The following is a 21,376-nucleotide window of genomic DNA, read 5'->3' as shown; positions in this document are numbered from 1 at the left end:
GCCCGGTGGAGCTATTTGCTACCACATTACATTATCATAATGACAAACTAACATAGTCAGAACATACGGCGCCTTATGATTGTTTTCTCCTCGTTACAAATTCGTCGCGGCGTACGAGTCCTGCTGGACAACGCCACTGCCACCATCAACCCTGGCCAGAAAGTCGGTCTGGTGGGCAAAAACGGCTGCGGGAAATCCACGCTGCTATCGCTTTTGAAAAACGAGATTAGCGCCGACGGCGGCAGTATGACCTTCCCGGGCAGCTGGCAGCTGGCGTGGGTTAATCAGGAAACCCCTGCACTTCCGCAGCCCGCTATTGATTATGTTATCGACGGCGATCGCGAATATCGCCAGCTTGAAGCGGATTTACATCACGCCAACGAGCAGAACGACGGCCACGCTATCGCCACGGTGCACGGCAAGCTGGATGCCATCGATGCCTGGACCATTCGCTCCCGCGCCGCCAGCCTGCTGCACGGGCTGGGGTTCAGCAACGAACAACTCGAAAGCCCGGTCAGCGACTTTTCCGGCGGCTGGCGTATGCGTCTGAACCTGGCGCAGGCGCTGATTTGCCGTTCCGATTTACTGCTGCTTGATGAACCGACCAACCACCTCGACCTCGATGCGGTCATCTGGCTGGAAAAATGGCTCAAAGGCTATCCGGGCACGCTGATTCTGATCTCTCACGACCGCGACTTCCTCGATCCGATCGTCGATAAAATCATTCATATCGAACAGCAAACCATGTTCGAATACACCGGCAACTACAGCTCGTTTGAAATCCAGCGCGCGACCCGCCTGTCGCAGCAGCAGTCGATGTACGAAAGCCAGCAGCTGCGTGTCGCGCATCTGCAGAGCTATATCGACCGTTTTCGTGCCAAGGCCACTAAAGCCAAGCAGGCACAGAGCCGTATCAAGATGCTGGAACGTATGGAGCTGATCGCCCCGGCCCACGTCGATAACCCGTTCCACTTCAGCTTCCGCGCCCCGGAAAGCCTGCCCAATCCCCTGTTGAAAATGGAGAAGGTCAGCGCCGGATACGGCGAGCGGATTATTCTGGACTCCATCAAACTCAACCTGGTGCCGGGTTCCCGTATCGGCCTGTTAGGCCGTAATGGCGCCGGTAAATCGACGCTGATTAAGCTGCTGGCCGGTGAACTCCAGCCGCTGCACGGTGAGATTGGCCTCGCCAAAGGTATTAAGCTTGGCTACTTTGCCCAGCATCAGTTGGAGTTCCTGCGCGCGGATGAATCGCCATTGCAGCACCTGGCTCGTCTGGCGCCACAGGAGCTGGAGCAGAAGCTGCGCGATTATCTCGGCGGGTTTGGTTTCCAGAGCGACAAGGTCAACGAAGAGACCCAGCGTTTCTCCGGCGGTGAAAAAGCGCGACTGGTGCTGGCACTCATCGTCTGGCAGCGCCCGAACCTGCTGCTGCTCGATGAACCCACCAACCACCTTGATCTCGATATGCGCCAGGCCTTAACCGAAGCGCTGATTGATTTCGAAGGCGCACTGGTGGTGGTATCGCACGATCGCCATCTGATCCGCTCGACCACTGACGATCTCTATCTGGTGCACGACGGCAAAGTTGAGCCGTTTGATGGCGACCTGGAGGATTATCAGCAGTGGCTCAGCGACTCGCAAAAGCAGGAAAGCCAGAGCACTGAAGCGCCGAAAGAGGCCGGTAACAGCGCCCAGGCCCGCAAAGATCAAAAACGGCGGGAAGCCGAACTGCGTACGCTGACTCAACCGCTGCGCAAAGAGATCACCCGCCTCGAAAAAGAGATGGAGAAGCTCAACACACAACTTGCCCAGGCGGAAGAGCTGCTGGGCGACAGCGAGCTGTATGACATCTCTCGCAAAGCGGAGTTAACCGCCTGCCTGCAGCAGCAGGCCAGTGCGAAGTCGGGTCTGGAAGAGTGTGAAATGGCCTGGCTGGAGGCGCAAGAGCAGTTGGAGCAAATGCTGCAGGAAGGCTAAAGCCGGGTATGCTAATAACAGAGGCGAAAATCCAGCGATGTGGTTTTATGGGAACGCATCGTGCTTCGCCTCTGTTAAAAACCGCATAACTCACCTGCAAGAGGAACTGCCATGGTTAAAAAAACGCTCCTTTCCCTCTCACTGCTGTGCGCCCTGACCCATACAGCCTTTGCCGCCTACACCGAGAGCGAATTAAAAAACAAAGAAAACGTCATCGCATTTTATAATAAAGCGTTGAACGATAAAGACTTTGAGGCCGCCAGCCCCTATCTCGGCCAGCAGTATATCCAGCACAACCCCGGTGCAAAGGATGGGCCTGAAGGCTTTCGCCAGTTTATCGCCTTCCTGAAAGATAAATACCCGGACTCCCGCAGCGAGATTAAACGGACGATCGTCGATGGCGACTACGTTGTCCTGCACGTCGCCACCACCGGACGCGAACCCGGAGTCACCCGCGCCATCGTGGATATTTTCCGCCTCGATGCACAGCACAAAATCGTGGAACACTGGGACGTTATTCAGACTGTTCCGGAAAAAACGGCCAGCGGCAACGGCATGTTTTAAATCCGTCACCCAGCCATCTGTAGTGCAAGGTGGCTGTTTTTCCTGCGTTATTCTCTGACCTCCCCTACACCTTGCTCTGTTTCCCCTCGTCATAACACTTGCGAATGTGTCTTGTTTAACCAATTTATTTACTTTACTGTAAAGTAAATAAATTGATGTGGATGCCGTAACATGACGCTGTACAAAAGGTGGGGTTATCTGTTGTTTTTCATGTTGTTATCGGCATTCAGCGCCGGAAATTCTGCGTCCGCACACCTTATTATCGCGCCGGTAGCGATCAAAATATCCGCCATCTGTCCGGCGCCCGCCGCCTGGACGCGCAGCGGCCTGCAACAGCGGTTGTTCAACCGTCAAAGTACGCTGGCAACGCTGCATCAACTGCGGGAAAAGTTGCAGCAAAACTCACTCAGTATCCAGGTCTATGACCGCCTGTGGACAGCATATCAGTGGAACCTGATGTTGCTTGAACTCAATCCACTCTGCGTCAACTACGCACGACGCGCCCTCTACTGTCCTGAAGCCTATCCCTCGCTTCTCCGGAAACTTTATCCCGCTGACTGACGAAAGGTTTGTGAATATGCTGGCACATTTTTTTGTTTCCCGACCCGTTTTTGCCGCCGTCATGGCAATTTGCATCATGGCGGCCGGCGCGCTCGCCCTGTTTACGCTACCCGTTGAACAATATCCCGATATTGCACCGCCTGGCGTCACCGTGACGGCAAACTACCCTGGCGCCTCTGCTGAAACGATCGAAGAAAGCGTCACTCAGGTGCTGGAACAGCAAATTAAGGGCATCGATGGTTTGCTCTATTTCTCCTCCAGCAGCAGCTCTGCCGGACAGGCACGCATCAGCCTCAGCTTTGCCCAGAATATCGATCCGGATATGGCGCAGGTCCAGGTCCAGAACGCCGTCAACCAGGCATTAACCCGTTTACCGCAGGAAGTACAACAGCAGGGGATCACGGTGACCAAATCGCAGGGAGACAGCCTGATGGTGGTCGCCCTGTACGATACAACCGGCCAGCTTACCAATATTGATATCAACGACTTCCTGGTCAGCACCTTGCAGGATCCGCTCAGCCGCGTCGATGGCGTCGGAGAAACCACGGTGTTCGGCGCCCAGTACGCCATGCGCATCTGGCTGAACCCGCACAAGCTCAACAGTTTCGGGCTGATGCCTTCTGATGTACGCGCCGCCATTGAGGCGCAAAACACGCAGGTGACCAGCGGGGAAATCGGCACGCTGCCGACGCTGGAGGGACAATACCTCAACGCGACCGTCACAATGCAGTCGCGGCTGGAAACGCCGGAACAGTTTGAAAACATCACGATTCGGACCAACCGCGATGGGTCCACGATCTATCTGCGCGACGTTGCTCGCGTCGAGGTCGGCGCCGAAAACTATCAGAACCTGACCACCCTGAATGGCTACCCGGCCGCCGGGATCTCCATCCAACTGGCCTCAGGGGCAAACGCGCTCAGTACTGCCGAAAATGTACGCGCTGAAGTCGAAAGATTAAGCCCTCAGTTCCCTGCCGGCATGGTGGCGGCCTACCCACGCGACAGTACGCCGTTCGTCACCGTCTCGATTGAAGGCGTGGTGCAAACCCTTATCGAAGCCATCATTCTGGTGGTGATCGTCATGTACTTGTTCCTGCAAAACTGGCGTGCGACGTTGATCCCAACGGTCACCGTCCCGGTCGTTCTGCTTGGCACCTTTGGCATCCTCAGCGTGCTCGGCTACAACATCAATACCCTGACGCTGTTCGCCATGGTTCTGGCGATAGGTCTGCTGGTCGATGATGCCATCGTGGTGGTCGAAAACGTCGAGCGGGTAATGGCTGAAGAGGGACTCGGCCCGGTAGAGGCGACGCTACGCTCGATGAATGAGGTCACCGGAGCGCTGATCGGTATCGCGATGGTGCTGTCGGCCGTCTTTGTTCCCATGGCCTTTTTTGGCGGCTCCGTTGGCATCATCTACCGGCAGTTTACCGCCACGATCGTGACCGCCATGAGCCTGTCCGCGCTGATAGCAATGACGCTGACCCCGACCTTGTGCGCGCATTTGCTCAAGCCCGGTCACGCGAAGCAAGGCCGCTTTTTCCGCTGGTTTAACCACGGTGTCGAAAAAAGCCAAAACCGCTATCTCATTCTTCTACAGCGCATCACCCGCCGGCCCTTACGTAACTGCCTGCTCACTCTCCTGCTGATCCTGTTGATGCTCTGGCAGTATCAACGCCTGCCAACCGGCTTCCTGCCGGAGGAGGATCAGGGGTCAGTCGTCATTCAGTTTACGCTGCCGTCCGGCTCGCCGATGTCGATGACCGAGCAGGCGGGAAAAGACATCTCAAACTATTTTATGACCGAAGAGAAAGACAACCTGAACGTCATTTTTATGGTCACCGGGCGTAATAACGCCGGCAGCGGGCAAAACGTCGGTATGGCGTTTGTCGAGTTAAAACGCTGGGACGAACGCCAGGGGACGGAAAACAGCGCCCAGTCGATTATTGCTCGCGCCAATCAGTACTTCAGGGCCTCGACCAACGCGACGATTAGCGTTTCCGCCCCGCCGGCCGTTCGCGGGCTTGGGCAGTCCAGCGGCTTTGAGCTGTGGCTGCAGGACCAGTCGGCGCAAGGGTATGACGCGCTACTGGCGGCGCAAAAAAACCTGCTGTCGATGGCAACAGCCAACAGCAATCTCGATGCAGTGAGGCTCAACAGCCTTGATGAAAAATCCCAGCTGCACATTGAGGTGGATCGTCAAAAGGCCGAATCCCAGGGGCTGGCGCAGGCTGACATCAACGAGACCATCGCCGCCGCCTGGGGGGGCGCTTACGTTAACGATTTTGTCGACCGCGGACGTATCAAACGTGTTTATATGCAAGGCGATGCCCCGTGGCGCTCCAGCCCCGAAAGTCTCGCCGCCTGGTTTGTACGCGGCAGTGAAGACAACATGGCCTCTTTCAACAGCTTCGCGTCGATGCAATGGACCACCGGGCCACAGATGCTGCAGCGATTTAACGGTCTGTCGGCGGTCCAGTTCCAGGGAAGCGCCGCCAGCGGTATCAGCTCCGGTAGCGCAATGAATGAGATGACCTCACTGGTGCAGGACCTGGATGGCTTCGGTCTGCAATGGAGCGGTTTGTCATACCAGGAACAGGCCTCATCGGGGCAGACGCTGTGGGTTTACCTTGCCTCCGCGATCTTTATTTTCCTCTGTCTTGCCGCGCTCTATGAAAGCTGGTCAATTCCGCTGGCCGTCATGTTGATCATTCCACCGGGCATATTGGGGGCCGTAAGCGCATCGACGCTGGCCGGTTTTGATAACGATATTTACTTTCAGGTCGGGATGCTGACCACCATGGGGCTGTCGGCTAAAAATGCCATCTTGATCGTTGAGTTCGCCCAGACGAGGCTGACGGCAGGCCAAAAGCTGGTGGAAGCCACCCTTGAAGGCGCGCGCCTGCGTTTGCGGCCGATCATAATGACGTCGCTGGCATTTGTTGCTGGCGCCATCCCTCTGGTACTCTCTAGCGGAGCTGGCGCGTCGAGCCGCACGGAAATCGGAACCGCGGTGATCGGCGGAATGCTTTCCGGGACACTCCTGACGCTGCTCCTGGTCCCGCTTTTTTTCATCCTGATCCAGCAGGGGATCCACTCCCTAAAAGGAAAACACAAAGGATAGCAATTGATGGCTAACCAACGCGGGCGTCCGATGACCGCACGCCCTCGCATTTTACATACCGCATGCGAACTGTTTTTAAAGCACGGGCTGGATGTCTCCCTCGACGCCATCGCCGCTGAAGCAGGAAGTTCCCGCCCCACGCTCTATAACCACTTCCCGGGTGGTAAAGATGCGCTGCTGCTGGAGAGCTTTACCTATTTAAACGGGAAAATGCAGCCGCCGCTGCGTCAGCTGCTGCAGGATAAGCAGCACGACCTGCCAGCGCTGCTGCTTGGTTTTGCCCGTGTCGTGCAGGCGCATTTTTACAGTGCGGAAAATATCCGTTTTCAGCGCCTGCTGATCCAGGTGCTGGTGCAAAAGCCCGAGCTATACGCGGCACTCGAACAACGCCCGGCGGGCCGGGTGTTGACCGTACTGGTTGAGATACTCAGCACGCAAAATGCGCGCGGCACGCTGACCCTGACGGAACCCGAGGTTCAGGCCAGATTGTTCCTTGGGTCGGTGATGGGTTACCCGTTACCGGCGGCGCTGATCTCGCAGCAGGCCCTTGATCCCGCCCAGTTGGAGCCGCTCGCTAAGTCCGCCGTCACCACTTTCCTCAGCGCCTGGCATTACCACTCCTGAGCCGCCGGACAGACGCCTGCCGGGTGCGATAATTTCCGGCAGCGCGTACTCCAGTCATCACCCGGACGCAATTTCGTGTAACCTATAGAGCTGGCCGTAAGACCACATATTGGATAACCGGCGCACCTCGTGCGCGGTATAGTGTTGTATTAGTTTATTAATTGCTCTGGTGCTATGGTTGAAATCACCCCCACAGAAATGACGCCCCCTGAAGACGATTCGCGCGAGTTTCATCCGATGCGCGGCGTGGGCAATCGTCATCTGCAAACCATGCTTCCGCGTCTGATCCGCCGCAAACTGGGCTTCACCCCCTTCTGGCAACGCCTCGAGCTGCCGGACGGTGATTTTGTCGATCTGGCATGGAGCGAAGCCCCCTCCCTGGCACGGCACAAACCGCGCCTGGTCGTTTTTCACGGCCTGGAAGGCAGCCTGCACAGCCCCTACGCCCACGGTCTGATTCATGCCGCCATGCAGCGCGGCTGGCTTGGCGTGGTGATGCATTTTCGCGGCTGTAGTGGTGAACCCAATCGCAATAACCGGATCTATCATTCTGGCGAAACCGAAGACGGCAGCTGGTTTCTGCACTGGCTGCAACGTGAATTTGGTACGGTCCCGACCGCCGCCGTTGGCTATTCACTGGGGGGGAACATGCTGGGCTGCCTGCTGGCAAAAGAAGGCGATAACGCCCCGCTGGACGCCGCGGTGATCGTCTCAGCTCCCTTCATGCTGGAAGCCTGCAGCTATCATATGGATAAAGGTTTTTCCCGGGTCTATCAGCGCTATCTGCTTAACCTGTTAAAGGCCAATGCGGCCCGTAAGCTGAAGGCCTACCCGGGTTCGCTGCCGGTCGATTTACGCCAGCTCAAAGGGATGCGCCGTATCCGCGAGTTTGACGATATGATCACCGCGAAAATCCACGGCTTCGCCGATGCGCTAGACTACTATCGCCAGTGCAGCGCGATGCCGCGATTAAGTGATATCACCACGCCGACGCTGATCATTCACGCGAAGGACGATCCTTTCATGGATCACCACTCTATCCCGCCGCAAGAACAGCTGCCGGCAAATGTCGAATATCAGCTGACCGAGCAAGGCGGCCACGTCGGGTTCGTTGGCGGCACGCTGCGTAAGCCGGAAATGTGGCTGGAACGACGCATTCCGGACTGGTTAACCCGTTGGTTGGGAGCATAAATATGATTATTCCCTGGCACGATCTGGATCCCGAAACGCTGGATAACCTGATCGAAAGCTTTGTATTGCGTGAAGGCACCGATTATGGTGAACATGAACGCTCGCTGGTGGATAAAGTCGCCGACGTCAAACAACAGTTAAAAAGCGGAGAAGCCGTGCTGGTGTGGTCTGAACTACACGAAACGGTCAACATTATGCCCCGCAAGCAGTTCCACGGCTAAGGCGGCACCACACCATCGTTTAATCTGGGAGTTGTTATGTCTGCCAAACATCCGGTGATTGCCGTCACGGGTTCCAGCGGTGCGGGAACCACGACCACCAGCCTCGCCTTTCGTAAAATTTTCGCACAGCTGAATCTGCGTTCTGCGGAAGTCGAAGGCGACAGCTTCCATCGCTACACCCGCCCGGAAATGGACATGGCGATCCGCAAAGCGCGCGATCAGGGCAAGCACATCAGCTACTTCGGCCCGGAAGCCAACGACTTCGGCCTGCTGGAAAATACCTTCCTTGAATACGGGCGCAACGGCAGCGGCCAGTCGCGAAAATACCTGCATACCTATGACGAAGCGGTCCCGTGGAATCAGGTTCCAGGTACCTTCACGCCGTGGCAGCCGCTCCCGGAACCAACCGACGTCCTGTTTTATGAAGGGCTGCATGGCGGCGTGGTCACCCCGCAGTACAACGTCGCGCAAAATGTCGACCTGCTGGTCGGGGTGGTGCCGATTGTCAATCTGGAATGGATCCAGAAGCTTATCCGGGATACCAGCGAGCGCGGCCATTCCCGTGAAGCGGTAATGGATTCCGTGGTGCGTTCGATGGAGGACTACATCAACTTCATCACCCCGCAGTTTTCCCGTACCCATATCAACTTCCAGCGAGTCCCCACCGTCGATACCTCGAACCCGTTTGCGGCGAAAGGCATCCCTTCACTGGATGAAAGCTTTGTGGTGATCCACTTCCGTAATCTGCAGGATATCGATTTCCCGTGGCTGCTCGCGATGCTGCAGGGATCGTTTATCTCGCATATCAATACGCTGGTGGTTCCGGGGGGCAAAATGGGTCTGGCGATGGAGCTGATCATGACGCCGCTGGTAGAGCGCCTGATGGAAGGCAGAAAGATCGACTAGGCATAAAAAACCCCGGACGCATAACGACCGGGGTTGTTCTCTGCTACCTGGCACTATCCTGCCGTCGGTTAGCCTTCAATGACTTCATAGGTGTGGGTGATGTTGACTGCTTTTTGCAGCATCAGCGCCACCGAGCAATATTTCTCTGCCGACAGATCCACCGCACGCGATACCGCCGCATCCTTCAGCTCTTTGCCGGTCACAATGAAATGCATGTTGATATGGGTAAACAGGCGCGGCGCCTCTTCCCGGCGTTCAGAGGTCAGCTTCACCTCACAGTTGGTCACATCGTGACGCCCTTTCTGCAAAATAGACACAACATCAATCGCGCTGCATCCGCCCGCCGCCATCAACACCATTTCCATCGGGCTTGGCGCTTTATCTCCGGAGTTGCCGTCCATCAGAATCTGGTGACCTGATGCGGACTCTCCGATGAAGGTTAACCCTTCAACCCATTTCACACGAGCTTGCATAAAATTTAACTCCGAGGTTGCAATTTTCCTGACAGATTACGCGCACATAACAATTCTCGCAACGGAAGGCGACCTACATCATGCTGAAGCGAGACACCAGGAGACATGCGGCAAAAGCTATGCTAAAACAGTCGGGATGCTACAGTATTACATTGATGTATTGCATGTATGCAGAGGAGTTCACATTACAGGCTGAAGAAAAATCACCAGCCATTTCCCAGGCATAGGGAAACAATACGATTGCATGCCCGGATGCCGTGTAGTGTCGGCACCCGGAGATAGCTTATAACAGAGGATAACCGCGCATGGTGCTTGGCAAACCGCAAACAGACCCTACCCTCGAATGGTTCTTGTCTCATTGCCATATTCATAAGTACCCATCGAAAAGCACGCTGATCCACCAGGGTGAAAAAGCAGAAACGTTGTACTACATCGTCAAAGGCTCTGTGGCTGTGCTCATCAAGGATGAAGAAGGTAAAGAGATGATCCTCTCTTACCTCAACCAGGGCGATTTCATCGGTGAATTAGGCTTGTTTGAAGAAGGCCAGGAGCGTAGCGCCTGGGTACGTGCAAAAACCGCATGTGAAGTGGCCGAAATCTCTTACAAAAAATTCCGTCAGCTGATCCAGGTTAACCCGGATATTCTGATGCGCTTGTCGTCGCAGATGGCTCGTCGTCTGCAGGTCACCTCCGAAAAAGTGGGTAACCTTGCCTTCCTCGACGTCACCGGTCGTATCGCTCAGACGCTGCTGAATCTGGCTAAACAGCCGGACGCCATGACCCACCCTGATGGTATGCAAATTAAAATTACCCGCCAGGAAATTGGTCAGATCGTCGGTTGCTCCCGCGAAACCGTCGGCCGTATTCTGAAGATGCTGGAAGATCAGAATCTGATCTCCGCACACGGTAAAACTATCGTCGTTTACGGTACGCGTTAAGTCGTTAAAACGGCGTGTTGCCCCCGCAATACGCCGTTTTTGTCTCCCCCTGATGTGGCGCAGGCTGATTTACCACCCGGAAGTCAACTATGCACTGCGGCAAACGCTGGTGTTGTGTTTGCCTGTCGCGGTCGGTCTTCTCCTCGGCCATCTGCAACAGGGTCTGCTGTTCTCCTTAGTACCTGCCTGCTGTAACGTCGCCGGTCTGGACACCCCGCACAAACGCTTTTTCAAACGCCTGATCGTGGGCGGTTCGCTGTTTGCCGGCTGTAGCCTGGTGGTCCAGCTGCTGCTGCAACAGGAGATCCCGCTGCCCCTGATCCTTAGCGGCCTGGCGCTACTGCTTGGCGTGACGGCAGAGATTAGCTCGCTCCATGCCAGACTCCTCCCGGCCTCGCTGATTGCGGCCATTTTTACCCTGAGCCTTGCCGGGAACATGCCCATCTGGGAGCCGCTGTTGATCTACGCCCTCGGCACCTTGTGGTACGGATTGTTTAGCTGGTTCTGGTTCTGGCTCTGGCGCGAACAGCCGCTGCGTGAATCCCTGAGCCTGCTCTACCGGGAGCTGGCTAACTACTGCGAAGCGAAATACAGCCTGCTGACTCAGCATATCGACCCGGCGACATCGCTCCCGCCGCTGCTCACTCGCCAGCAAAAGGTGGTGGACCTGATCACCCAGTGCTACCAGCAGATGCATATGCTGGCGGCGAACCAGCGCAACGATCACAAGCGCCTGCTGCGGGCGTTTCAGGTGGCGCTGGATCTACAGGAACATATCTCCGTCAGCCTGCATCAGCCTGAGGAAGTCCAGAAGCTGGTGGAGCGTAGCCATGCGGAGGCGGTGATCCGCTGGAACGCGCAAACCGTTGCCGCCCGTCTGCGGGTGCTGGCCGACGACATTCTGTACCATCGTTATCCGCAACGCTTTCATATGGATAAGCAGATTGGCGCGCTGGAGAAAATAGCCTGGCAGCACCCCGACAACCCGGTGGGACAATTCTGTGCCTGGCACTTTAGCCGCATCGCCCGGGTGCTGCGCACCCAGCGCCCGCTGTATGCCCGCAACCTGATGGCAGATAAAGAACGCCGCCTGCCGCTGCTGCCGGCGCTAAAGCACTATCTCTCATGGAAATCGCCGGCGCTGCGCAATGCCGCGCGTATCTGCGTGATGCTCACCGCCGCCAGCCTGATGGGCAGCGCCCTGCATCTTCCCAAGCCCTACTGGATCTTAATGACGGTACTTTTCGTCACCCAAAACGGCTACGGCGCGACGCGAGTACGCATCGTCCATCGAGCGGCCGGCACCCTCGCCGGCCTCGCCATTGCCGGGCTGACGCTGCACTTTCACGTTCCTGATGGCTATACGCTGACCGCACTGCTGATCATTACGCTGCTGAGCTACCTGATTATTCGCAAGCACTACGGCTGGGCGATGGTCGGCTTTACCGTGACGGCGGTATATACCCTGCAGCTGCTGACACTTAACGGCGAGCAGTACATTGTCGCCAGGCTTATCGATACGCTTATCGGCTGCCTGATCGCCTTTGGCGGGATGGTCTGGCTGTGGCCACAGTGGCAGAGCGGGTTGCTACGTAAAAACGCCCACGACGCGCTGGAGGCCGATCAGGAGGCCCTCAGGCTGATCCTCAGCGACGATCACCAGGCTCCGGCGCTGGCCTATCGCCGCATGCGCGTCAATCAGGCACATAACTCGCTGTTTAACTCATTGAACCAGGCCATGCAGGAGCCAGGGTTTAACTCGCATTATCTGGAAGATATGAAGCTGTGGGTCACCCACAGCCAGTTTATTGTTGAGCACATCAACGCGATGACCACCCTGGCCCGCGAGCACAACATGCTGACGCCGGAGCTGGCCCGGCGCTATCTGGAATCCTGTGAGATTGCGCTTCAGCGCTGTCAGCAGCGGCTGGACACTGACGGTCCCGGCAGCGCTGACGACGTGAATATTATGGAATCTCAGGACGTTGAAGTGAGTCGTGGCCCGCTAAGTACCATGGAGCAGCACCTGCAGCGGATCCTCGACCATCTGAACACCATGCACACCATCTCGTCGGTGGCATGGCGTCAGCGCCCACATCATGGCATCTGGCTGAGCGCGACTAAGCGCTAAGCACCTTCTGCACTGCCTGGGCAAAGCGCGCCATTCCTTCGGCAATATCCTGCTCATCGATCACCAGCGACGGCACAAAGCGCATGACGTCCGGCCCGGCGTTGAGCACCATGACGCCCGCATCCGCCGCGGCATACAGGAAATCGCGCGCCCGGCCTTGATGCTGCGGTTTGAGCTCTGCGCCAATCAGCAGTCCCATGCCGCGGATATCGCTAAACAGGTCGAAGCGAGCATCAATCTCCTGCAGATGTTGCACAAACAGCGCCCGCTTCGCGTTCACCCCTTCCAGCACATCAGGCGTGTTGATCAGGTCAAATGCCGCCCCGGCAACGGCGCAGGCCAGCGGGTTGCCGCCGTAGGTTGAACCGTGGGAGCCGGCGTGGAAGGCGCTGGCAATCTCGTTCGTGGTCAGCACGGCGCTGATCGGAAAACCGCCGCCCAGCGCTTTGGCGCTGGTGAGGATGTCCGGCGTCACGCCATAGTGCATGTACGCAAACAGCGAACCGGTACGCCCCATCCCGCACTGTACTTCATCAAACACCAGCAGCGCCTGATGCTCATCGCACAGCTCGCGCAGCCCTTTCAGAAACTCTGGCGTCGCCGCCATCACGCCACCTTCGCCCTGAATCGGCTCTACCACGATTGCGCAGGTGTGATCGTCCATCACCGCTTTAACCGCGTGCAGGTCGTTAAACGGCACGTGGATAATATCGGCGGGTTTCGGGCCGAAACCATCAGAATACTTTGGCTGCCCGCCCACGGACACGGTAAACAGCGAGCGGCCATGGAAGGCGTTATGGAAAGCGATGATTTTAGTCTTATACGGACTGTGGCGGGTAATGGTGTAGTGACGCGCCAGCTTGAAGGCCGTTTCGTTAGCTTCCGTACCGGAGTTCATAAATACCACACGCTCGGCAAAGGTGGCGTCCACCAGCTTGCGACCAAGGCGCAACGCCGGTTCGTTGGTAAAGACATTGCTGGTGTGCCACAGGGTTTCGCCCTGCTGCTGCAGCGCCGCCACCAGCGCCGGATGACAATGACCTAACGCCGTCACCGCAATCCCACCGGCAAAATCAATGTACTCTTTACCCTGCTGATCCCATACGCGGCTACCTTTACCCTTTACCGGGATGAATTCCGCAGGTGCATAAATCGGCAGAATAACTTCATCGAATGTGGCGCGGGTAATTACCGGTTGCTCAGTTGCCATGTCATGCCATCCTTCTTCGTTACGCAATCATTATTGTGATAATCTAATCACAAAATATGCATAAAAAATCAATCAATGGCAACTGTATCGCCAAAATAATTCGGGTTGTGAGGTGAAGCGACTAAGCGCTGGCCAGAAGGGTGAGCCTCACCATCAATGAGGCTCATACATCCAGGCAACTTGAAGGATGAAAGGTATAAATCATCGATTGAGGAAGTTTGCCAGCAGCTGATGCCCCTGCTCGCTGAGAATACTCTCCGGGTGGAACTGTACCCCTTCGAGATCCCACTCGCGATGGCGAATCCCCATAATTTCACCGCTCTCGCTACGCGCCGTTACGTCAAAGCAGTCGGGAAGCGTTGCAGGATCAATCAGTAAAGAGTGATAGCGGGTGACCACCAGCGGATTATTCAGCCCCAGGAAAACCCCGGTGCCGTTGTGGCGGATGGGGGAGGTTTTGCCGTGCATGACGGTGGCGGCGCGTACGATAGTGGCCCCAAAGACCTGCGCAATCGCCTGATGGCCCAGGCAAACCCCCAGCAGCGGAACCCGACCGGCGTAGTGCGCGATAACCGCCAGCGAGATGCCGGACTCATTCGGCGTACAGGGCCCGGGCGAGATAACAATTTTCTCCGGCGCCAGCGCCGCAATCTCCTCAAGCGTCAACTCATCGTTGCGCCTGACCAGCACCTCTGCCCCCAGCTCGCAAAAATACTGGTACAGGTTCCAGGTGAAAGAATCATAGTTATCGATAAGCAGGATCATGGTGGCTCCGGAAAAAACAAAACCGGGCTATTCTACTCAGATTATGGTGTTGCGCTTATCACTTTGCGAAACATCCGTGCAGAAGGGTCGGAATCGCCCTTTCCGCTGATACATAACGGGCGATAAGGCGCGGGCGATAATTACCCGCGCGGGAAGAAAAGCTTACGGCAGGACTTTCGCGGAGAGGATGACGACCGGTTTAGACGGAACATTCTGGTACGGCCCGACGTTGTGGGTCTGCACCTGAGAAATCTTATCGGCCACGTCCATGCCTTTCACCACTTTACCGAAGACCGCGTAGCCAAAATCACGCTGCCCGTGGTCGAGGAAGGCATTGTCAGCGATATTAATGAAGAACTGACTGGTCGCGCTGTCCTGATCGGCAGTACGCGCCATCGCGATGGTGCCGCGGGTGTTGCGCAGGCCGTTATCGGCTTCGTTTTTAATCGGCGGATTCGGCTGCTTTTGCTGCATCTGTTCGTTAAAGCCACCGCCCTGCACCATGAAGCCCGGGATTACGCGGTGGAAAGTGGTGTTGTTATAGAAACCACTGTTCACGTATTTCAGGAAATTATCCACGGAAATCGGTGCTTTCTGGCTATTTAACTCCAGCTCAATATTTCCCGCGGAGGTCGTCAGCAATACATGAGGATCGCCCTTCGCAGCCATAGCCGGAGAGAAAGCTGAAATGGCGACAACGGCAACCACCGCCGCCAGAGTTGATTTGAACATGGGAATTCCTTAACGGAGCAGAATAAAAAGCGAGTGCTTTGATTCTAAAGAGCCTTTGCATCCTGGGCCAGCGTTTTACCTAATTTTACGTAGCTGAAATAGTTGTTACGACACACGCATTAACCAGCAGGACATGCAAAACCGATCAACATCACACTAATCAATGCAAAAAAGAGTGCATTACATAATAAACGTTTGCTTACATCACGCGAATGAATAAAATCTGTTCGCCATCGCGCAGTCAATGCGTTTTACATTTCTATTCACAGGCCAGTCATGACTAACAGCAACCGTATCAAGCTCACATGGATCAGCTTCTTCTCCTACGCCCTTACCGGTGCGTTGGTGATCGTCACCGGAATGGTGATGGGAAATATCGCCGATTATTTCCACCTGCCGGTTTCCAGTATGAGTAACACTTTTACTTTCCTCAACGCCGGTATCCTGATCTCTATCTTCCTGAACGCCTGGCTGATGGAAATTGTCCCGCTGAAAACTCAGCTCCGTTTTGGCTTTATCCTGATGGTACTGGCCGTGGCCGGGCTGATGACCAGCCACAGCCTGGCGCTGTTTTCCGCCTCGATGTTCGTCCTGGGTCTGGTTAGCGGGATTACCATGTCGATCGGTACTTTCCTGATTACCCACATGTATGAAGGCCGTCAGCGCGGCGCGCGCCTGCTGTTTACCGACTCCTTCTTCAGCATGGCGGGGATGATTTTCCCAATGGTCGCCGCCTTCCTGCTGGCCCGTAGCATCGAGTGGTACTGGGTATACGCCTGCATTGGTCTGGTCTACGTGGCGATCTTTGTGCTGACTTTCGGCTGTGAATTCCCGGTTCTTGGTAAAAAAGCACAGCAGGACAACCAGCCTGTGGTCAAAGAAAAGTGGGGCATCGGCGTGCTGTTCCTCGCTATCGCGGCGCTGTGCTATATCCTCGGCCAGCTGGGCTTTATCTCCTGGGTGCCTGAATACGCGAAGACTCTGGGCATGAGCCTGGCCGACGGTGGTCAACTGGTGAGTGACTTCTGGATGTCTTACATGATTGGTATGTGGTCATTCAGCTTTATCCTGCGCTTCTTCGACCTTCAGCGGATCCTCACCGTTCTGGCGGGCCTGGCAACGGTGCTGATGTATCTGTTCATCAACGGTTCGCCGGAGCACATGCCGTGGTTTATCCTGACCCTGGGCTTCTTCTCCAGCGCGATTTACACCTCGCTCATCACTCTGGGTTCACTGCAGACCAAAGTGGCGTCGCCGAAGCTGGTGAACTTCGTTCTGACCTGCGGCACCATCGGCACCATGCTGACCTTCGTCGTCACCGGCCCGATTGTGGCAGCCAGCGGCCCACTGGCTGCACTGCACACCGCTAACGGCCTCTACGCCGTGGTCTTTGTGATGTGCCTGATCCTCGGGTTCGTCTCCCGCCACCGCCAGCACAACATGGCAGCGGCGTCTCACTAAGCCTTTAAGCTGTCGGCCCCTTGGCATCCGCGAAGGGGCTGTTTCTGGTAAAGAACAACTCCTCTCCCCCTCGGTCAGTCTGGATCCAGGTCTGTGCCAGCTGCGTCGTGGCAATCACCCGCCCCTGACGAATCGACCAGCGGACCGGTACCTGACAACGCACCGCTTCAAAACCATTCTCCGCCGGTAGAATAATCAGGTTGGCCGGGTTCCCCGGGACAATACCGTAATCCTGCAGACCGAAGGTGCGGGCGCTGTTGTCGGTGATAAGCTTCAGCCCGTCGTTAATCTGCTGATAACCCATCAGCTGACAGACATGTAACCCCATATGCAGCACCTGCAGCATGTTGGCGGTGCCGAGCGGATACCACGGGTCGAACACATCATCGTGACCAAAGCAGACGTTAATGCCCGCCGCTATCAGCTCCTTCACCCGGGTAATACCCCGGCGCTTCGGATAATCATCAAACCGTCCCTGGAGGTGAATGTTCACCAGCGGGTTAGCCACGAAGTTGATCCCCGAGAGCTTCAGCAGGCGGAACAGCCGTGAGGTATAGGCGCCGTTATAGGAGTGCATCGCGGTGGTATGGCTGGCGGTGACCCGCGGGCCAATCCCCTCTTTCAGCGCCAGAGCGGCAACGGTTTCGACAAACCGCGACTGCTCATCATCGATTTCATCGCAATGAATATCCAGCGGCCGCTGATACTGTTGCGCCAGACGGAACGCAATATGCAGCGATTCGACGCCATACTCGCGGGTAAACTCAAAGTGCGGAATGGCGCCCACCACATCGGCTCCAAGGCGCAGCGCCTCTTCCAGCAGGGCCTCTCCATTGGGGTAGGATAAAATCCCCTCCTGGGGGAAGGCGACGATCTGCAAATCTACCCACGGCGCTACCTCCTGCTTCACTTCCAGCATCGCTTTTAGGGCGGTCAGCGTCGGGTCAGAAACGTCAACGTGGGTACGAACAAACTGGATCCCGTTGGCAATTTGCCACTTCAGGGTTTTCCACGCCCGGGCTTTCACATCCTCGTGGCTCAGCAACGCCTTGCGCTCGGCCCAGCGCTCAATACCCTCAAACAGCGTACCGGACTGGTTCCAGTTTGGCTCGCCGGCGGTTTGGGTGGTATCCAGGTGAATATGCGGTTCAATAAACGGCGGAATAGCCAGCCCTCCACGGGCATTGAGCACTTCGTAACTTTCACTGCGCGCGTCACCCATCGGGGTGATATCGCCAAAACAGCCTTTATCTATCGCAATCTGCCATAACCCGTCGCGGTCCGGCAGACGTACGTTCTGAATTAACCAAAGCGGAACTGCTGTCATCGTGATGACTCCCGTTAATAATGCTGATTATTCACCCAGGCTATGAACATTTTCTCACCTCCAGTTTGTACACAAAAGCAACAGGAAGGAAAAGCCTGAGTTTTCCATAACTTATAAAAATCCATTAAAATCATGATCATACCCATTAAGTGGTAGGCGGGAGCGATCTTGATTTGTATCAATAAGTGCACTGGCTGAATCGTTAAGGTAGGCGGTAATAGAAAAGAAATCGAGGCAAAAATGAGCAAAGTCAGAATCGCTATTATCGGTAACGGCATGGTCGGCCATCGCTTTATCGAAGAGCTTCTTGATAAGGCGCCTGCCGGACAATTCGACATTACCGTGTTCTGTGAAGAACCCCGTATCGCTTACGACCGTGTCCACCTGTCGTCTTACTTCTCCCACCACACTGCGGAAGAACTTTCGCTGGTTCGTGAAGGATTTTACGAAAAACATGGCGTGAAGGTGTTGATCGGCGAACGTGCGATCACGATTAACCGTCAGGAGAAAGTCATTCACTCCAGCGCCGGACGCACCGTCTTTTATGACAAGCTGGTCATGGCAACAGGGTCTTATCCGTGGATCCCACCGATCAAAGGCGCGGAAACTCAGGACTGCTTCGTCTACCGTACTATTGAAGACCTCAACGCGATCGAATCCTGCGCCCGCCGCAGCAAACGCGGTGCGGTCATCGGCGGCGGCCTGCTGGGCCTCGAAGCCGCTGGCGCCCTGAAGAACCTCGGCGTCGAGACGCACGTGATTGAGTTTGCTCCGATGCTGATGGCCGAGCAGCTGGATAACATGGGCGGCGAACAGCTCAAGCGTAAAATCGAAAGCATGGGCGTGAAGGTCCATACCAGCAAAAACACCAAAGAGATCCTCCAGCAGGGCAGCGAAGCGCGCAAAACCATGCAGTTTGCCGATGGTAGCGAACTGCAGGTCGACTTTATCGTCTTCTCCACCGGTATTCGTCCCCGCGACAAGCTGGCGACCCAGTGCGGTCTGGCGGTCGCCCAACGTGGCGGCATCGTCGTGAATGATACCTGCCAGACCTCAGACCCGGATATCTATGCGATCGGCGAATGCGCCAGCTGGGACAACCGCGTCTATGGCCTGGTAGCCCCGGGCTATAAGATGGCGCAGGTGACCGTCGATCATCTGCTCGGCAACAGCAACGCCTTTACCGGCGCCGATCTCAGCGCCAAACTGAAACTGCTTGGCGTCGACGTTGGCGGCATCGGTGATGCGCATGGCCGCACGCCGGGCGCCCGTAGCTATGTCTATCTCGATGAAAGCAAAGAAGTCTATAAACGCCTGATCGTCAGCGAAGACAATAAAACCCTGCTTGGCGCGGTGCTGGTTGGCGATACCAGCGACTATGGCAACCTGCTGCAGCTGGTACTGAACGGTATTGAGCTGCCGGAAAACCCGGACTCGCTGATCCTGCCGGCCCATGCGGGCAGCGGCAAACCGTCGATTGGCGTCGATAAACTGCCGGACAGCGCGCAAATCTGTTCCTGCTTCGATGTCACCAAAGGCATGCTGGTTTCCGCCATCAACAAAGGCTGCCATACCGTGGCGGCGCTGAAAGCTGAGACCAAAGCCGGTACCGGCTGCGGCGGCTGTATCCCGCTGGTCACGCAGGTGCTGAACGCCGAGCTGGCGAAACAGGGTATCGAAGTTAACCACAACCTGTGCGAACACTTCGCCTACTCCCGTCAGGAGCTGTTCCACCTGATCCGCGTCGAAGGCATTAAAACCTTCGAAGAGCTGCTGGCGAAACACGGTAAAGGGTACGGCTGTGAAGTGTGTAAGCCGACGGTCGGTTCCCTGCTGGCCTCCTGCTGGAATGAGTACATCCTCAAGCCGCAGCATACGCCGCTGCAGGATACCAACGATAACTTCCTCGCCAACATCCAGAAAGACGGTACTTATTCAGTGATCCCGCGCTCCGCCGGCGGTGAAATCACCCCGGAAGGCCTGGTCGCCGTCGGGCGCATTGCACGCGAATATAACCTCTACACCAAAATTACCGGTTCACAGCGCATCGGCCTGTTCGGCGCGCAAAAAGACGACCTGCCGGAAATCTGGCGCCAGCTGATTGAGGCGGGCTTCGAAACCGGCCACGCGTATGCCAAAGCGCTGCGTATGGCAAAAACCTGCGTCGGCAGTACCTGGTGCCGCTACGGCGTCGGCGACAGCGTGGGCTTCGGCGTCGAGCTGGAAAACCGCTACAAGGGCATCCGCACGCCGCACAAAATGAAGTTTGGCGTCTCCGGCTGTACCCGTGAATGTGCCGAAGCCCAGGGCAAAGACGTGGGGATTATCGCCACCGAAAAAGGCTGGAACCTGTATGTCTGCGGCAACGGCGGGATGAAACCGCGCCACGCCGATCTGCTGGCCGCCGACCTCGATCGTGAAACGCTGCTCAGCTATCTCGACCGTTTCATGATGTTCTACATCCGCACCGCCGATAAGCTGACCCGTACTGCACCATGGTTAGACAACATGGAAGGCGGGATCGACTACCTGCGCAGCGTGATCATCGACGACAAGCTGGGCCTGAACGAACATCTGGAAGAAGAGCTGGCGCGTCTGCGTGCCGCCTTCGCCTGCGAGTGGACCGAAACGGTCAACACCCCGGCGGCGCAAACCCGCTTCAAACACTTTATCAACAGCAACCAGCGCGACCCGAATGTGCAGGTCGTTGCGGAACGCGAGCAGCATCGCCCGGCCACGCCGTATGAGCGTATCCCGGTGACGCTGGTGGAGGAAAACGCATGAGCCAGTGGATAAACATCTGCAAGATTGACGAGATCCTGCCCGCAACCGGCGTCTGCGCGCTGCTGGGCCAGCAACAGGTCGCCCTGTTCCGGCCCTACCATGACGATCGGGTGTTTGCGATCAGCAATATCGACCCGTTCTTCAACGCCAGCGTACTGTCACGCGGCATCATTGCCGAGCACGAAGGCGAGCTGTGGGTTGCCAGCCCGCTGAAGAAGCAGCGCTTCCGCCTGCGCGACGGTCTGTGCATGGAAGATGAAAGCCACTCCATCGCCCACTTTGAGGCGCGAGTCAAAGACGGCAACGTGCAGCTGAAAGCATAACGCCCTGCGGTTCCCTCCCACCCGGAGGGAACCCTATTTTTTTCTTATGACCACTAAGCGG

At 56.4% G+C, this 21,376-nt stretch carries 18 protein-coding genes; 13 read left to right on the top strand and 5 right to left on the bottom strand.

The genetic code is table 11. From position 1 onward, the window contains the following. The first annotated feature begins 75 nt into the window (after positions 1-75). The 8 genes from EDF82_RS20625 (at position 76) to EDF82_RS20590 (ending at position 9,171) form a co-directional block, all read left to right on the top strand. On the top strand, positions 76-1,980 hold the full coding sequence (locus EDF82_RS20625; protein WP_123757361.1) for an ABC transporter ATP-binding protein: 1,905 nt from the start codon (positions 76-78) through the stop codon (positions 1,978-1,980). Between the two features lie 111 nt (positions 1,981-2,091). Next, positions 2,092-2,544 (top strand): nuclear transport factor 2 family protein, encoded by a 453-nt coding sequence (locus EDF82_RS20620; protein ID WP_123757360.1) that lies wholly within the window; start codon positions 2,092-2,094, stop codon positions 2,542-2,544. Positions 2,545-2,715: 171 nt separating this feature from the next. Beyond that, positions 2,716-3,105 carry a hypothetical protein gene (locus EDF82_RS20615; RefSeq protein WP_123757359.1) on the top strand — a complete coding sequence of 130 codons (390 nt, stop codon included), beginning with the start codon at positions 2,716-2,718 and terminating at the stop codon, positions 3,103-3,105. Between the two features lie 16 nt (positions 3,106-3,121). After that, a complete protein-coding gene (locus EDF82_RS20610; protein WP_123757358.1) occupies positions 3,122-6,229 on the top strand; it encodes a multidrug efflux RND transporter permease subunit in 3,108 nt (1,035 codons plus the stop codon). A gap of 6 nt (positions 6,230-6,235) precedes the next feature. Next, positions 6,236-6,853 (top strand): TetR/AcrR family transcriptional regulator, encoded by a 618-nt coding sequence (locus EDF82_RS20605; protein WP_123757357.1) that lies wholly within the window; start codon positions 6,236-6,238, stop codon positions 6,851-6,853. A 174-nt stretch (positions 6,854-7,027) separates the two neighbouring features. Beyond that, positions 7,028-8,044: a hydrolase gene (locus EDF82_RS20600; protein ID WP_123757356.1), complete on the top strand. Its 1,017-nt coding sequence runs from the start codon at positions 7,028-7,030 to the stop codon at positions 8,042-8,044. A 2-nt stretch (positions 8,045-8,046) separates the two neighbouring features. Beyond that, positions 8,047-8,265 (top strand): YheU family protein, encoded by a 219-nt coding sequence (locus EDF82_RS20595; RefSeq protein WP_123757355.1) that lies wholly within the window; start codon positions 8,047-8,049, stop codon positions 8,263-8,265. A 36-nt stretch (positions 8,266-8,301) separates the two neighbouring features. Beyond that, positions 8,302-9,171, top strand: a complete 870-nt coding sequence (locus EDF82_RS20590) for a phosphoribulokinase (RefSeq protein WP_123757354.1) — start codon at positions 8,302-8,304, stop codon at positions 9,169-9,171. A gap of 68 nt (positions 9,172-9,239) precedes the next feature. On the opposite strand, the gene EDF82_RS20585 is transcribed toward EDF82_RS20590, so the two are convergent. Further along, positions 9,240-9,644 (bottom strand): OsmC family protein, encoded by a 405-nt coding sequence (locus tag EDF82_RS20585; protein ID WP_123757353.1) that lies wholly within the window; start codon positions 9,642-9,644, stop codon positions 9,240-9,242. Positions 9,645-9,949: 305 nt separating this feature from the next. Here EDF82_RS20585 and crp point away from each other — a divergent pair, with 305 nt between their 5' ends. Together crp and EDF82_RS20575 are read left to right on the top strand one after the other, a co-directional pair. Further along, positions 9,950-10,582: a cAMP-activated global transcriptional regulator CRP gene (crp, locus tag EDF82_RS20580; protein ID WP_000242758.1), complete on the top strand. Its 633-nt coding sequence runs from the start codon at positions 9,950-9,952 to the stop codon at positions 10,580-10,582. Between the two features lie 52 nt (positions 10,583-10,634). After that, complete coding sequence (locus tag EDF82_RS20575) at positions 10,635-12,713, top strand: YccS/YhfK family putative transporter (protein WP_123757352.1); 2,079 nt, start codon at positions 10,635-10,637, stop codon at positions 12,711-12,713. Here the strand turns inward: EDF82_RS20575 and EDF82_RS20570 are convergent. The 3 genes from EDF82_RS20570 to ppiA form a co-directional block, all read right to left on the bottom strand. Beyond that, a complete protein-coding gene (locus tag EDF82_RS20570; RefSeq protein ID WP_123757351.1) occupies positions 12,703-13,923 on the bottom strand; it encodes an aspartate aminotransferase family protein in 1,221 nt (406 codons plus the stop codon). The two genes, EDF82_RS20575 and EDF82_RS20570, sit on opposite strands and share 11 nt — an antisense overlap. A 201-nt stretch (positions 13,924-14,124) precedes the next feature. After that, positions 14,125-14,688, bottom strand: coding sequence for an aminodeoxychorismate synthase component 2 (pabA, locus tag EDF82_RS20565; RefSeq protein ID WP_123757350.1), 564 nt, complete (start codon positions 14,686-14,688; stop codon positions 14,125-14,127). 162 nt (positions 14,689-14,850) lie between these two features. Next, complete coding sequence (gene ppiA, locus EDF82_RS20560) at positions 14,851-15,420, bottom strand: peptidylprolyl isomerase A (protein ID WP_123757349.1); 570 nt, start codon at positions 15,418-15,420, stop codon at positions 14,851-14,853. A 276-nt stretch (positions 15,421-15,696) separates the two neighbouring features. Here ppiA and tsgA point away from each other — a divergent pair, with 276 nt between their 5' ends. Next, positions 15,697-16,881, top strand: coding sequence for an MFS transporter TsgA (tsgA, locus tag EDF82_RS20555; protein ID WP_123757348.1), 1,185 nt, complete (start codon positions 15,697-15,699; stop codon positions 16,879-16,881). A gap of 4 nt (positions 16,882-16,885) precedes the next feature. On the opposite strand, the gene EDF82_RS20550 is transcribed toward tsgA, so the two are convergent. Further along, positions 16,886-18,208 (bottom strand): cytosine deaminase, encoded by a 1,323-nt coding sequence (locus tag EDF82_RS20550; RefSeq protein WP_123757347.1) that lies wholly within the window; start codon positions 18,206-18,208, stop codon positions 16,886-16,888. A 240-nt stretch (positions 18,209-18,448) separates the two neighbouring features. On the opposite strand from EDF82_RS20550, the gene nirB reads away from it, so the two are divergent. Further along, positions 18,449-20,992: a nitrite reductase large subunit NirB gene (nirB, locus tag EDF82_RS20545; RefSeq protein WP_123757346.1), complete on the top strand. Its 2,544-nt coding sequence runs from the start codon at positions 18,449-18,451 to the stop codon at positions 20,990-20,992. After that, positions 20,989-21,315, top strand: coding sequence for a nitrite reductase small subunit NirD (nirD, locus tag EDF82_RS20540; RefSeq protein ID WP_123757345.1), 327 nt, complete (start codon positions 20,989-20,991; stop codon positions 21,313-21,315). The genes nirB and nirD overlap by 4 nt, the downstream gene beginning before the upstream one ends. The last annotated feature ends 61 nt before the right edge of the window (positions 21,316-21,376 follow it).

Source organism: Klebsiella sp. BIGb0399, from assembly GCF_003752615.1.
Taxonomy (GTDB): domain Bacteria; phylum Pseudomonadota; class Gammaproteobacteria; order Enterobacterales; family Enterobacteriaceae; genus Klebsiella; species Klebsiella lignicola.
This window is presented reverse-complemented; position numbering and strand designations above follow the sequence as displayed.